This is a genomic window from Acidiluteibacter sp., from assembly GCF_055129545.1.
Window position 1 is genome coordinate 1 of record NZ_JBSRUB010000037.1, and the last position, 13,420, is coordinate 13,420.

Consider the following 13,420-nt stretch of genomic DNA (forward strand, 5'->3'; position numbering starts at 1 on the left):
TTTTAGGTTACGGCTCTCCTGCTGATTTTTCAGACTACTCTGAAGCACAATTAACCACTGAAATTAATCAAGCTCAGAACCAGGAACCAATGGATGAATCTCCTGATGGAAGAGGCGGCGACTGGGATATACCATAGTAGTTTATATTTCTACACTTTAATCTTTTCATAAAAATAAAACTAAACTCATAAAAAAATGATCAATCTTATCACAATCCTTATTTCTTTTTTAGGTTACGGCTCTCCTGCTGATTTTTCAGACTACTCTGAAGCACAATTAACCACTGAAATTAATCAAGCTCAGAACCAGGAACCAATGGATGAATCTCCTGATGGAAGAGGAGGCGACTGGGATATACCATAGAAAAAACTAAAAATATTATTCATTTTTAAAACACAAATAAGCGGAATTTCACCAAGCCTATCTGCAGAAAATTCAATAACATATTATTCTAATAATCAAATACTTTAATTCAATTTTTTAATGAATTAACACTCCTCTATGTGCATAAATTAAGGAAAATGTCCTTTTTTACAAGGTACTTGTGAAGTAAATTTACATCGTAGGTTAATAAAACAACCGCAAAATAGAGATGATAAAAATTAGAGACCTTGTACGACAATTGAACACCGAAGACTATAACTCTTTGGTAGTTAGCTTTGAGGAATCTAACAATACTCTACTTTCAGGAATTATAGAGCTGTATAGAAATCATTTTTACAGTGATGAAAAAATGGCAAAATCACTTCAAATAAACTCTTATTTATATTCTGAATTGCAGCGATCTTTAAAAAGAAAAATCTATGCATTGTATGAAATAGACACTAACGACATAAAATTTAGTCTATTAAATAGAGTATCCTACTTATCTACACGTCCAAGCAATTTTAACTGCGAAGAAGAAAACTTAATTCTACATTCACTTTTAAATGATTTAAATAAAAACAATTTAGATTATTACGCAGCTTCAATCTATGAAAAACTAACCCAGTTAAATAGAAGTGGTTCAAAATACGAAGAGTACTATAAATTATACAGAAGTCATTACAACATCAAACAATCAAATGAACGGGCACTTACTTTATTTATGCATTTAAATGCAAAAATTGGAGAGTATGTAGAAGAACCGTGCACTGTGTATAAAACCCAAGTAGAACGAACTTTATTGGAATTAAAGAACATTTTTACTTACAATAAAAACATTTATACAGATTGCTTGTATCAATTATCGCTACTACAAACCAGTACATTTGTGACAACATGCAAATCACAAATAAAATCAATCAGCGAAATCAAGAACACATATCTTCTTTGCACTAGTTTAATAAATCAATTACCTGCCAGTGCTGAACAATTTTATTTGAATAATATACTTGCGATGTGCGGCATTCAGTTACTATTAGATTATAAAAATGAGGCATTATTTGAAACTGAATTTATCAATCAAATAAATTCGGCGAAGCATAAACCCTGTTATAATTTAAATTTTCCAGAATCAATTTCAATAAAATTAATAGCCTACTACGAAGAAAATTACCTGAATAGTCAATCCTACACCCCTGCAAAAGGGTTGATTATTTCCTTACAAGAAAACTTAAATCGAACAAAGAATGCAATTAGCTATTTTACTAAGAACCGGGAACTAAACCCAACCACTAATAGATCTACTGCATTCAACTAAACAACACTCTTGAAATAATAATTGGTTAAAACTTTCTGTTTAGTTGCCGAAAACTCCTCATACCCATGAGGAGTTTTTATTTTATATACTTTTTTGCAATAAGGCCAAAATTCCTAACCCAAATCCGACACTTATTAGCACATTTAATACTGAAACAAAATAGTTTCCGCTCCTTATCAATTCAAAAGTTTCGAAACTAAAAGTAGAAAAAGTGCTAAAACCACCACAGAACCCAATAATCAACAATGGACGGTAATAGGAATTCAAAGGCCACTTTGATGAGAAATAAAAAACCAACAAACCAATTAAAATACAACTTATAAAATTTGTAATTAATGTAGCTACAGGTAATTTATAGACAGAATTTTTAAGAACCATGGAAATTCCATAACGAAGAATACTCCCAAATCCACCACCAATAAAAACAAGTAAATAATTCATGTTTTTTATGAATTAATCCCAAAATTAAACTTGCGATCTACAAAACGCAATAAAGCTCTGATTGAATAGGCAATTACAACTCCTAATAATGCACCACAGAAAACATCTAAAGGAAAATGAACTCCTAAATATATTCGACTATAAGACACTACAGAGGCCCATACCAATAAAGCAAGAAGCCATTTATTACTTTTTAGAATCAACCCAATAAAAGTAGCTAAAGCAAAAGTATTGGTGGCGTGGGAGGAAACAAAGCCAAACTTCCCGCCACATTTATCATTGACGATGTACACCAAACCTTCTAAGGTAGGGTCATGGCAGGGTCTGAACCGTTCAAAAACATTCTTAAACAAATTCACAGAAATTTGGTCCGATGCTACGATTAACAAGACGACAAAAAATAGAATAAAAAACCCTTTCTGTTTGTATTGCTTAAAAACGAAATAAAGTAAAATAGCATACAATGGTATCCATTCTAGCTTACCAGAAACAAACACCATAAATGAATCGAGATAAGGAGCTCCCCATCCATTCAACTCTAAAAATATAGATTTATCAAATGCTATTAATTGATCAATCATATTAATCCTTTAAAGTTAGATTTTTCCACAATAAATCTTTTAGTTCAACAAGACCTTGCTGCGCGACAGAAGAAATAAACAACGAATCTAAATCAGGTAACTGAGATTTAATCTCTTCTTTTAATTCGTCGTCTAACATATCTGATTTAGATATGGCCAAAATTCTTTTTTTATCTAACAATTCTGGATTGTATTGCTTTAATTCATTGAGTAGAATCTCATATTCTTTTGCAATATCCTCGCTATCTGCAGGAATTAAAAACAATAACAAACTATTTCTTTCGATATGCCTTAAGAAACGCAATCCAATGCCTTTTCCGGCATGCGCCCCTTCGATAATCCCAGGAATATCTGCCATTATAAAAGATTTAAAATCTCTATAAGGTACAATCCCTAAATTGGGAACTAAGGTAGTAAATGGATAGTTTGCAATTTCAGGTTTTGCAGCGGTTATAACCGATAGTAAGGTTGATTTCCCAGCATTTGGAAATCCCACCAAGCCAACATCAGCCAACACTTTTAATTCAAGAATCTTCCAAAGACTCTCTCCTTCTTCACCAGGCTGCGCATATCGTGGAGATTGATTAGTTGGAGACTTAAAACTTGTATTTCCTTGTCCGCCCTTACCTCCTTTCAGAAAAACGACAGTTTGCCCATCTTCAGTAATTTCAAATTCAATTTCGCCGGTTTCTGCATCTCTAGCTATGGTTCCGATTGGCACATCCACTACTTCATCATTACCATCACCGCCGCTTCTATTGTTGCCGCCTCCACCTTCTCCATCACCCGCGCTGATGTGTTTTCTATATTTTAAATGCAGCAATGTCCATAATTGAGAATTCCCTCTTAAAACAATATGACCACCGCGACCACCATTTCCACCATCAGGTCCGCCTTTAGCGGTCAATCGATCTCTATAAAAGTGAGTCGAACCTCTTCCACCTTTGCCAGACTTGAAAGCAATTTTTACGTAATCTACAAAGTTATTCTCAGACATCTACTTACAATTTAACCGCAAATTTAATCTTTTAGTAAGGAATAGGGGGTTGATAGGTAAAAATAATAGATTCGTCTATTTTTAGTTTTTTTCCTGATAAATTGAAATTATCTTTAGACAAATCTACAGTGAACCAATTTAAACCAAACAAAAATCTACTTTAACTTTGAACATTTTAATAGTTGTTGACAGTGAGGACGATGCATTCTTTTTAAGTGAACTTATTGACAGTAATCAGCAAGACAGCACTTCGCTTTATCACAAAAGTACGCTGTTAGAAGCAAAAATTGCTTTGAACGAAGATAAATTCGATATCGTTCTTATTGATCTTACCCTGCCCGATAGTTTTGGAATCTTCAATTACTTAAAGCTTTTTCAAGATAATCCTGACACTCCTTTCATTGTGCTGACAGGAATAAATGATGAAGTCATTGGTATTAATGCAGTAAAAAATGGTGCTCAAGACTTTTTAGTTAAAGGAAATTTTGATGGACTATTATTGAATCGTTCAATACAATACTCCATTGAAAGAAAAAAAACAGAGGTAACCCTGAGAAGAAGTGAAAGCAGATATAAAGAACTCTTTTTCCATTCTATTGATGCCATTTATATGACTAACATTGATGGGGATTTTATTACGATTAATCCATCGGGTTTAAAGTTATTTGAAATTGAAAAAGAAAGGTTAGATCAATATAGCGCTCATGATTTATACTTTGATCACAACCAAAGACAAATGCTTATTTCTGAAATTCAAAAAACATCAAGTATTAAAGATTTTGAAGTAAAGCTAAAAAAGCAAAAAAGTGGAGAAGTAATTGACTGTTTACTGAGTACAGTTAAAATATTTGATGAAGTACAAAATGATTATTTATACCAAGGTATTATCAGAGATATCACTGCAAAAAAGGTGGCTGAACAAACTTTAAAACAAAGCTTAAGTGACCTCGACAAAGCAAACGAGAGCCTCATGAGTTTAAATAATCACTTAGAAGAGCTGGTTCACGAAAGAACATTTGAGCTAAATAAAGAAAAAGAAATTGTAGAAGTTCAGAACTTAGAGATAAAAAAAAGTATTCAATATGCAAAAAGGATTCAAGCTTCCATTCTGCCAACTCAGAGCTATATTCGACAAACGTTACCAGACTCTTTTATATATTATCATCCGAAAGACATCGTAAGTGGTGATTTTTACTGGTTCACGCAAATAGGCCATAAGGCAGTAATCGCAGCAGTGGATTGCACAGGGCATGGAGTCCCAGGTGCATTTATGTCAATAATAGGATACACTGCATTGAATTACATCATTAATGATCGAAAAATATTAGAACCTTCCATAATCTTAAAAGAATTAGATAGGCAAGTAACCACAAGTATCAACCAGCAAGGCTCAAATATTGAAAATTCTACAGATGGAATGGAGCTTGGAATTTGTGTGATTGATTTTCAAACTAAAAAGATTGAATATTCAGGTGCAAATCGACCAATGTATGTTTGTTCCAATAATGAATTATACAAAATTACAACTTCAAAAAGTTCAATTGGAGGAGATCGAGATCACAGTGGAAAAAAGGTATTTAAAACCTATAGACATCAATTTCAAGACGGTGATTTATTTTACCTTTTAAGTGACGGATATGTAGATCAATTTGGAGGACCAAAAGGGAAAAAATTTATGAGTAAGAATATTATACACCTGATTGAAGCTATAAAACATTTACCAATGAGAGATCAAGGCAAATTATTTGAAAAGAATATTGTCGACTGGAAAGGAAACGAAGAGCAAGTAGATGATATACTAGTAATTGGCGTAAGATTATAAAAGAAGTAGGGGGTTAATTTAAATTAACCCCCTACTTCTTTATTACTTAATTTTATCTGTTAGCCGTTTGAATACTTCATCCATGGTACCAACTCCATCAATCACATTGTATTTCCCTTGTTCATTGTAATACGCTTTTAACGGGGAGGTAATTTTATTATAGGTCACAATTCGGTTGAAAATCACCGACTCATTTTTATCATCAACTCTACCAGAATCTTTCCCTCTTTGAACAATCCGAGCCACTAATTCATCATCATCTACTTCCAACGACAGCATTAATGTAATTGAAGTATTATAATCAGCTAAGACTGCATCTAAAGCTTTGGCTTGTTCAGTCGTTCTAGGAAATCCATCAAAAATAAAGCCATCCACATCTTTATTTTGCTCCAACTTAGTTTTTATCATACCAATAACTACCTCATCAGGGACCAACTCACCTTTATCCATAAAGGCCTGAGCTTCTAATCCTAATTTTGTGGACTCTTTTATTTCAGCTCTTAATAGGTCTCCCGTTGAAAGATGAACTAAATTATAGGCTTCTTTTAATTTTGTTGCTTGTGTGCCTTTCCCGGCTCCGGGAGGACCAAATAATACAATATTTAACATTGTTATCTCTCTATATTAATCTTTTAAAACAAATAGTTCATTTAAATTTCGTCCAAAACCGTCATAATCTAAGCCGTAACCAACTACAAACGCATTTGGAATTTCCATGGCAACATAATCAACAGCAATGTCTTTTTTATATGCCTCTGGTTTGAGCAGAAAAGTAGCAATTTTTACGGAATTACAACCCGCTTTCTTCAATAAATCTATAATTGTTTCAATCGTATTTCCAGTATCAACGATATCTTCAACTATTATAACATCTCGACCTTCCAGACTTCTATCCAAACCAATTAGTTGGTTTACCTCTCCGGTGGATTTCATTCCTTTGTAGCTTGCTACTTTTACAAAACTTATTTCACAAGAAAGATCTACTTTCTTCATTAAGTCTGCTGCGAAAAGGAAGCAACCATTTAGCACTCCGAGAAACAAAGGGGACTTTCCTTTATAATCTTCGTTGATTCTATTGGCGATAGTTGTAATTGAAGAAGCAATTTCATCCTCATTCTTGTACAATCGAAACGTTTTGTCTAAAATATTTACTTCTTTCAAATGATTGGGTTTTTATGGGATCAAAAGTAATAAAATAATAAGATTTTAATTTAGGGCTAAAACTGTTTATTAACCTCATAAATATTAGCATTTCAAAATTGAATCTCTGAAAAAAAAGTGTTAGGAATTGGTTATAAATGCTAAAAATTATTTCGACTACTAATTAGTTTAAAACCACTAACTCAACCTTTACGTAGATGAACTAAAAATTATTAACTTTGGCAATCCTAAAAAAAAACACAAATGAACATTCTGTTTGGGCAAAACAATCAGCGCATCTACTTGGTTCTCCTTTCATTTTTATTTTGCAATGACCTACTTTTAGCACAGTGTAGTATAACATCATCGACTGGTTATCAAGTAGACGTTAATGTAGTCCCACGATCCATTGTAGCACCTAGCTCCTGCCCTTATGGATATAATTACAATGTAATTATAGACTACACTGTAACATATAGTGGTTCTGGTGCACCTGGATCAATGTATACATTACAAGGAAATCTAACTTGTGTCAGTCAATCCCTATTTTATAATTTACCTAATTCAGGAGGAACAGGTTCATATACTACATCTGCCAATCCTTATAGAAATACGGCAGACTGTGCTTCGGCAACTCCGGCTTCATTGGGTTGCAATAGTAGCTCATTACAAATTGAAGGCCCTGGAATTTCTAACAGAACGATAACTTGCACGGGCTCAGCATTACCTATTGAGTTGATTGAATTCAAAACTATAAAAACAGTAAATGAAGTTTTAGTAAAATGGGTAACCGCCTCTGAAATCAATAATGATTACTTTACGATAGAACGTTCTAATGATGGACAAAATTGGAAAATTATTGGAACCATTAGTGGTGCTGGAAATTCCAACCAAAACAATGAATATACTTATATCGATAGAAATCCTTTAAAAGGTAACTCTTATTACCAATTAAGACAAACTGATTATGATGGAACTACGACCTATTCGCACATCTCATCAGTTGATGAAAATAAAAATGGTTCTGATATTGTTTTAGAATTGTATCCTAATCCAAGTGAAAATATGATCACTATTGAAGGAGAAGAAAATGCGCTTAATGAAATCTTAATCTACTCAATGTTAGGGAAAGACTTTACCGCTCAGATCCAATTTAGTACAATTTCGCCAACAATGCTTCAATGTGATATTTCAACTGTACCTAATGGAGTATATTTTATCCAATCGAAGGGAGGAACAAAACGTTTTGTAAAAATTTAAAACATTTTAGCTAAAACATCTCCAACTAGATAAGACAACCCAGCGGCAAAAGCTCCTAACATTAAGGTTTCAATAATACTTCTGACTGGGTTGGTTTGATTCACTGAACTCTTTAACCATCCTATTAACACAAATGCTGCAGATGTCAATAGAATCGAAATTAAAAATGGTCTAGCAATAGTGTTTTCGGCAATGTAGTCTAATACATAGACGAGCAGCGGAATAAATCCAACTGTTATAAAGGACAAAAAAGTAACTGCTCCCATTTTTATAGGAGACTTTTCCTCTTTCATCATACCCAATTCTTCTTTCATCATCACATCTACCCATCGCTTTTTATCTGCAGTAATTACATCAACAACTTGCTCTAGTAATTTACCTTCAAAACCTTTAGCAGCATATATTTCTTTTACTTCTTCTCGCTCCTTTTCAGGTAAATTATCTACTTCCCAGTATTCGACTTGCTCATGTTTTTCGAAACGCTCTAATTCGGACTTATTAGAAAGGTAACTACCAACAGACATTGCAAAACCGTCGGCGATCAAATTTGCAAACCCTAAAATGATCACCACAGAGGAATCTAACCCCGCTCCTGCAGCACCTGCCACAACAGCAAAAGTGGTTACACTTCCATCAATTCCTCCATAAACAAACTCACCAATGTAGTCGTTCCATTTGTCCCAAAATTTGGAGCCATTGTGGTATTCGTATTCTTTATGGTTGTCTTTCATTAAAGGTGTTGATCAATTTCTTGTTTTAAAAAATCAATTGCCGAACGAGATGGCGATTGTTTCATTCCTGCCATCAATTTAAGAATTAATTGACTTAACTCCATTCCTGAAGCATCTTCTGGTAATGAGCTCGCAGCTGTATTGACAATCTTTAAATTCTCTTCTTTCACAGATCTAACCATTCTCCATGCAGAGACACTTACATAAACTTGCTGTGACAAATTGTGTTCGTATTCAGTACGGATAGCTTTGAGTAATTCTTGGTGTAATTTACTTCTTGACATTCCACCAACATAAATACGCATCACCAGATTTTCCAATGAGATCCGCTCCAAGAACAATACGATCCTCTCATATGCTTGAAATTTTATTGGAGTAACAATTTTTTGAGACTCTTTTCTAAAATCTAACAACCATTTCTTTTGAAAGGAATCAATTAATTTTTTCATCATAAAATAGATTCCGATGAAGACAATTAATATAGGTAAAATAACAAGTAATGCTTGTAAAATAGACTCTGTCATAAATTTAAAATTGAAAATTTAAAATTAAACGATTTATTTGGTTTTCTACCCACCCTTTTTTCTAAAATATCTATTGTATTTAATAGAGGTTGAAGTAAACAAATTTATTAGATTTGTGCATCATGTATTTATGAACCTGTTTTTATTATGAGTCAAGTTGCAGACCGCATCAATCACCTATCTGAATCGCAAACATTAGCCATGGCTCGTCGAAGTCGAGAATTACAACAAGCCGGTATAGATATAATTAGCTTAAGTTTAGGAGAACCTGACTTTAACACGCCTGAATTTGTTAAAATAGCAGCAAACGAGGCAATTGAAAATAATTTCACTCATTACACCCCTGTAAATGGCTACCTAGATGTACGTCAAGCTATAGCAGAAAAATTCAAAAGAGACAATCAGTTGGAATACACCGCTGATGAAATTGTTATTTCGACAGGGGCTAAACAATCCATCACAAATGTGATGTTGAGTATTGTGAATCCAGGTGATGAAGTTATCGTTCCTGCTCCCTATTGGGTAAGTTATATTGAGATTATAAAAATGGCGGAAGGAATTCCGGTGGTGATAGAAGCAGGAATAGACCAAGACTTTAAGGTTACAGCAGCTCAGATCGAAGCGGCGATTACGCCAAAAACTAAAATGATGATTTTTAGTACTCCTTGTAATCCTACAGGATCGGTTTATGGTAAAGATGAGTTGAAAGCTATTGCAGATGTGATGAAGCGAAACCCTAACTTTTTAGTCATTTCTGATGAAATTTATGAGCACATCAACTTCGTGAATAAACATGAAAGTTTAGCTCAATTTTCAGAAATAAAAGACCAAGTCATCACTATCAATGGAGTTTCTAAAGGATTCGCAATGACTGGTTGGAGGATTGGATATATCGGTGCTCCAAAATGGATTGCCGATGCTTGCACTAAAATTCAAGGTCAAGTAACTTCAGGCACTTGCAGTATAGCTCAGAAAGCAGCAAAGGCTGCAGTATTAGCATCTCCTGCTGTTTTAAAAGATATGAAAGCAGCGTTTAGAAACCGTAGAGATTTGGTTCTTGACTTACTACAAAATATACCTGGAATAAAAACGAATATACCTGAAGGTGCTTTTTATGTATTTCCTGATGTATCTTCATTTTTCGGAAAATCATTCAATGGTAAAAAGATAGAAAATGCTAGCGATTTAAGTTTATTCTTATTGGATGAAGCAAAAGTGGCGTTGGTAACCGGAGAAGCTTTTGGAAACCCAAATTGTATCCGAATCTCTTATGCTGCTTCTGAAAGTGTGTTAACTGAAGCTATGAAAAGAATGCAAACTGCTTTGGCAAAAATTTAAACATCGTGCAAAAAATCGACCTCAATAGTTTATTCCAGAAGTTTAATGACCTAAATGTTCTTATTATAGGGGATGTTATGGTGGACGCATATTACTGGGGAAAAGTAGATCGTATATCTCCTGAAGCACCAGTGCCAATTGTGGCTGTGGATTATTCTGAAAAGCGATTAGGCGGCGCAGCAAACGTTGCCTTAAATATCCAAGCATTAGGCGCAAATGCGATTTTATGCGCTCCAATTGGAGACGATACAAGTGGTAATGATTTTATTGAATTATTAAAAACCCATCAGTTAACTAACGAAGGAATTTTAAGTCTTAATAATCGTGTAACCACTGAAAAAACAAGAATCATTGGCAATAACTATCAAATGCTTCGGATAGATCGGGAGACTACAAACTCCATCAATGATGAGGATGAAATTGCATTTTTTAATAGAATCAAAAGTATCGTTGAGGGATCAAAAATTGATGTAATCATTTTTGAAGATTACGACAAAGGAGCTATTTCAGAGCGTTTAATCGGAAAAGTAGTTCAGTTAGCAACTGAAAAAAACATTCCAACAACAGTAGATCCTAAAAAGCGAAACTTTACTTTTTATAAAAATGTCACGCTATTTAAACCCAACTTGAAAGAACTGAAAGAAGGGCTAAAAATTGATTTTGATAAAAAAGTTAAATCTCAATTAGAAGATGCCATTGATCTATTGGAATCAGTTTTAAACCATAAACAAACACTGATCACTTTATCTGAATTGGGTGTATACATTAAAAATGGTTCTGAAAAACACCATATACCTGCACACCATCGTTCAATAGCAGATGTATCAGGTGCTGGCGATACGGTGATAAGTGTCGCTTCTCTCTGTTTAGCATTAGAGATGCCAACACAAGTTATCGCTGAACTATCAAACCTTGCAGGTGGATTGGTTTGCGAAAAAGTAGGAGTGGTATCAATTATTAAGGAACAACTGCTTAAAGAAGCATTAGAGATTTACCACTAAGTGAATTGTAAATTAAACCTACATTTGATTCTTCACTTATAGCATTGAAGCTACTATGGGTATTCAGGAGTTTAGAGAAAAGATAAACCTTCGATTATACAAATCGAAAGGGCTTGCAAATAGAATTATGAAAACTGGTGTTTTTGTAGCCTCTATAATTGCACTCGCCACTCTTGTTTTCTATTATGGATTTCCTCAAACGGAAGAGTCCAAAGGATTTCTCATCGGAATTTTTAAAAGCACATTTGCTGTTTATATTCTGAATTACATCGTACAATTTATTTTCGATTTTGAACCCATTGATTTTCTCAAACGAACATGGGTGGAAGGTTCAGTAATGCTATTTCTAGTCATAGAAGGTATTTCCTATAACCTCTTTGATCACTTATTGATCAGTTCTTTCTTTACTAAACTTGGATTTCCAAACATTGGAGAATACACCAACCTGCTGATTCAGCTCTACTTTTTGATTGTAGTCTGGTACGAAGTCGCCAAAGGAAGTAACATACTACCGCGACTAAAGATAAACCCTTCAGGTCTATTTCTAGGCATCTTTTTCTGTATTATAATTGCTGGTGCAGGGTTATTAATGCTACCTGAAATGACCACCATTGAAGGAGGAATGAGCTTTATTGATGCCATTTTTACGGCTACATCTGCGGCAACCGTAACAGGCCTTGCGGTGCAAGACACTGCACTATTTTTCACCTTTAAAGGGCAGATTATTATAATGCTACTTATTAAATTTGGTGGGCTTAACGTAATTGCATTTGGTTCATTTATCGCGCTGTTTTCAAAATTTGGTGTAGGTGTAAAACAGCATTCAGTTATCGAGGACTTCTTTAACAAGAATAACTTAATGAGCGCAAGAGGAATGCTTGCAAAAGTGATTATTTGGAGTTTATTTATAGAGGCACTTGGAGCAATCCTTACTTATTTTGCTTGGTCCACCGAAATTCCATTTAAATCGATAAATGAAAAAGTATTCTTCTCTATTTTTCATTCCATCTCTGCTTTAAATAGTGCAGGATTCTCTTTATTTAGCAATGGATTATATGAGGAAGGAGTGAGAAACAACTACCTAGTTCACAATATACTGTGTGTGCTATTATTTTTAGGAGCTTTAGGATTTATGGCTATTTTCGACATATTTAGTTTTTCTAAAATTAGGGAGCGAATTAAAAAACCTTGGAAATCTATCCAATTTGCCACTAAAATTTCATTGTACTTTTCTCTTGGTTTGGTAATAGTTGGCGCTATATTCTTCTACCTTTTTGAAGGAGAACACTCCCTTCAAGGTGAAACCAATGTGTGGATCAATATTAGTCACTCTATTTTCCAATCGGTTACCACCAGATCTGGAGGTTTAAATACGGTAGACATATCCTTGTTATCGTTACCAACTGTGGTTGTCTTTATGTTTTTGATGTTTATTGGTGGAGCCTCTAGTTCGACGGGGGGAGGTATTAAAACATCCACATTCGCCATCATCTGGGCAGCCACAATTAGTACCATTAAAAATAAAAAAAGAACAGAATTATTCTCTTATAACATCCAAGGAAACTTGGTACTTCGGGCTTATTCTGTTTTCTTATTCTTTGCATTAGGGCTTCTTTTAGGATGTTTTGGGTTGGCGTATACTGAATCACACCTGATAGAATCCGGTCAATTTGCATATATAGATATCATTTTCGAAGAAGTTTCAGGCTATGGAACAGTTGGACTTTCGAGGGGAGTTACTCCATCATTATCACTTTGGGGAAAAGTAATTCTAGTATTGTCAATGTTTGCCGGAAGAGTTGGCTTATTGACAGTCGCATATGCGTTTACAAAAGAATCAATCAGTACCAAGTATAAATATGCAGACGGTCACACAATGGTAGGTTAAATTAAATTTCAATCCT

At 34.1% G+C, this 13,420-nt stretch carries 14 protein-coding genes; 7 read left to right on the top strand and 7 right to left on the bottom strand.

Annotation, left to right across the window (positions count from 1 at the left end; genetic code table 11):
• Positions 1–195: 195 nt before the first annotated feature.
• Together ACTB0X_RS17725 and ACTB0X_RS17730 are read left to right on the top strand one after the other, a co-directional pair.
• Positions 196–363: a hypothetical protein gene (locus tag ACTB0X_RS17725; RefSeq protein ID WP_463026395.1), complete on the top strand. Its 168-nt coding sequence runs from the start codon at positions 196–198 to the stop codon at positions 361–363.
• A gap of 229 nt (positions 364–592) precedes the next feature.
• The gene (locus ACTB0X_RS17730; protein WP_463026396.1) at positions 593–1,681 is read left to right on the top strand and encodes a hypothetical protein; all 1,089 of its coding nucleotides are present in this window, start codon (positions 593–595) and stop codon (positions 1,679–1,681) included.
• Between the two features lie 81 nt (positions 1,682–1,762).
• Here ACTB0X_RS17730 and crcB read toward each other — a convergent pair whose 3' ends face one another.
• Genes crcB through obgE form a run of 3 tightly spaced genes read right to left on the bottom strand, consistent with a single transcriptional unit; the run spans position 1,763 to position 3,700 of the window.
• Positions 1,763–2,122 carry a fluoride efflux transporter CrcB gene (gene crcB / locus ACTB0X_RS17735; RefSeq protein ID WP_463026397.1) on the bottom strand — a complete coding sequence of 120 codons (360 nt, stop codon included), beginning with the start codon at positions 2,120–2,122 and terminating at the stop codon, positions 1,763–1,765.
• 5 nt (positions 2,123–2,127) lie between these two features.
• Entirely contained in the window at positions 2,128–2,703 is a 576-nt protein-coding gene (locus ACTB0X_RS17740) for a phosphatase PAP2 family protein (protein WP_463026398.1), read from the bottom strand.
• A 1-nt stretch (position 2,704) separates the two neighbouring features.
• The gene (gene obgE / locus ACTB0X_RS17745; RefSeq protein ID WP_463026399.1) at positions 2,705–3,700 is read right to left on the bottom strand and encodes a GTPase ObgE; all 996 of its coding nucleotides are present in this window, start codon (positions 3,698–3,700) and stop codon (positions 2,705–2,707) included.
• Between the two features lie 166 nt (positions 3,701–3,866).
• On the opposite strand from obgE, the gene ACTB0X_RS17750 reads away from it, so the two are divergent.
• Positions 3,867–5,522, top strand: a complete 1,656-nt coding sequence (locus tag ACTB0X_RS17750; RefSeq protein WP_463026400.1) for a SpoIIE family protein phosphatase — start codon at positions 3,867–3,869, stop codon at positions 5,520–5,522.
• A gap of 42 nt (positions 5,523–5,564) precedes the next feature.
• On the opposite strand, the gene ACTB0X_RS17755 is transcribed toward ACTB0X_RS17750, so the two are convergent.
• Positions 5,565–6,131, bottom strand: a complete 567-nt coding sequence (locus tag ACTB0X_RS17755; protein ID WP_463026401.1) for an adenylate kinase — start codon at positions 6,129–6,131, stop codon at positions 5,565–5,567.
• A gap of 15 nt (positions 6,132–6,146) precedes the next feature.
• Positions 6,147–6,683 carry a hypoxanthine phosphoribosyltransferase gene (gene hpt / locus ACTB0X_RS17760; protein WP_463026402.1) on the bottom strand — a complete coding sequence of 179 codons (537 nt, stop codon included), beginning with the start codon at positions 6,681–6,683 and terminating at the stop codon, positions 6,147–6,149.
• Positions 6,684–6,926: 243 nt separating this feature from the next.
• Here hpt and ACTB0X_RS17765 point away from each other — a divergent pair, with 243 nt between their 5' ends.
• Positions 6,927–7,922 (top strand): T9SS type A sorting domain-containing protein, encoded by a 996-nt coding sequence (locus tag ACTB0X_RS17765; RefSeq protein WP_463026403.1) that lies wholly within the window; start codon positions 6,927–6,929, stop codon positions 7,920–7,922.
• On the opposite strand, the gene ACTB0X_RS17770 is transcribed toward ACTB0X_RS17765, so the two are convergent.
• On the bottom strand, positions 7,919–8,653 hold the full coding sequence (locus ACTB0X_RS17770; protein ID WP_463026404.1) for a VIT1/CCC1 transporter family protein: 735 nt from the start codon (positions 8,651–8,653) through the stop codon (positions 7,919–7,921). The genes ACTB0X_RS17765 and ACTB0X_RS17770 overlap by 4 nt on opposite strands.
• On the bottom strand, positions 8,653–9,177 hold the full coding sequence (locus ACTB0X_RS17775) for a DUF7935 family protein (protein WP_463026405.1): 525 nt from the start codon (positions 9,175–9,177) through the stop codon (positions 8,653–8,655). The genes ACTB0X_RS17770 and ACTB0X_RS17775 overlap by 1 nt, the downstream gene beginning before the upstream one ends.
• Before the next feature lie 147 nt (positions 9,178–9,324).
• Here ACTB0X_RS17775 and ACTB0X_RS17780 point away from each other — a divergent pair, with 147 nt between their 5' ends.
• From ACTB0X_RS17780 to ACTB0X_RS17790, 3 genes are all read left to right on the top strand, one after another.
• The gene (locus ACTB0X_RS17780; protein WP_463026406.1) at positions 9,325–10,515 is read left to right on the top strand and encodes a pyridoxal phosphate-dependent aminotransferase; all 1,191 of its coding nucleotides are present in this window, start codon (positions 9,325–9,327) and stop codon (positions 10,513–10,515) included.
• Positions 10,516–10,520: 5 nt separating this feature from the next.
• Entirely contained in the window at positions 10,521–11,516 is a 996-nt protein-coding gene (locus tag ACTB0X_RS17785) for a bifunctional heptose 7-phosphate kinase/heptose 1-phosphate adenyltransferase (RefSeq protein ID WP_463026407.1), read from the top strand.
• Positions 11,517–11,643: 127 nt separating this feature from the next.
• Complete coding sequence (locus ACTB0X_RS17790; RefSeq protein ID WP_463026408.1) at positions 11,644–13,404, top strand: TrkH family potassium uptake protein; 1,761 nt, start codon at positions 11,644–11,646, stop codon at positions 13,402–13,404.
• Positions 13,405–13,420: the final 16 nt, after the last annotated feature.

Bases quoted from the DNA above. Each gene is read 5' to 3' on its own strand.
- ACTB0X_RS17790 (WP_463026408.1), top strand. From the start codon at position 11,644: ATGAAAACTGGTGTTTTTGTAGCCTCTATAATTGCACTCGCCACTCTT.
- crcB (WP_463026397.1), bottom strand. From the start codon at position 2,122: ATGAATTATTTACTTGTTTTTATTGGTGGTGGATTTGGGAGTATTCTT.
- ACTB0X_RS17770 (WP_463026404.1), bottom strand. From the start codon at position 8,653: ATGAAAGACAACCATAAAGAATACGAATACCACAATGGCTCCAAATTT.
- ACTB0X_RS17755 (WP_463026401.1), bottom strand. From the start codon at position 6,131: ATGTTAAATATTGTATTATTTGGTCCTCCCGGAGCCGGGAAAGGCACA.
- obgE (WP_463026399.1), bottom strand. From the start codon at position 3,700: ATGTCTGAGAATAACTTTGTAGATTACGTAAAAATTGCTTTCAAGTCT.
- ACTB0X_RS17765 (WP_463026403.1), top strand. From the start codon at position 6,927: ATGAACATTCTGTTTGGGCAAAACAATCAGCGCATCTACTTGGTTCTC.
- ACTB0X_RS17780 (WP_463026406.1), top strand. From the start codon at position 9,325: ATGAGTCAAGTTGCAGACCGCATCAATCACCTATCTGAATCGCAAACA.
- ACTB0X_RS17775 (WP_463026405.1), bottom strand. From the start codon at position 9,177: ATGACAGAGTCTATTTTACAAGCATTACTTGTTATTTTACCTATATTA.
- ACTB0X_RS17730 (WP_463026396.1), top strand. From the start codon at position 593: ATGATAAAAATTAGAGACCTTGTACGACAATTGAACACCGAAGACTAT.
- ACTB0X_RS17740 (WP_463026398.1), bottom strand. From the start codon at position 2,703: ATGATTGATCAATTAATAGCATTTGATAAATCTATATTTTTAGAGTTG.
- ACTB0X_RS17725 (WP_463026395.1), top strand. From the start codon at position 196: ATGATCAATCTTATCACAATCCTTATTTCTTTTTTAGGTTACGGCTCT.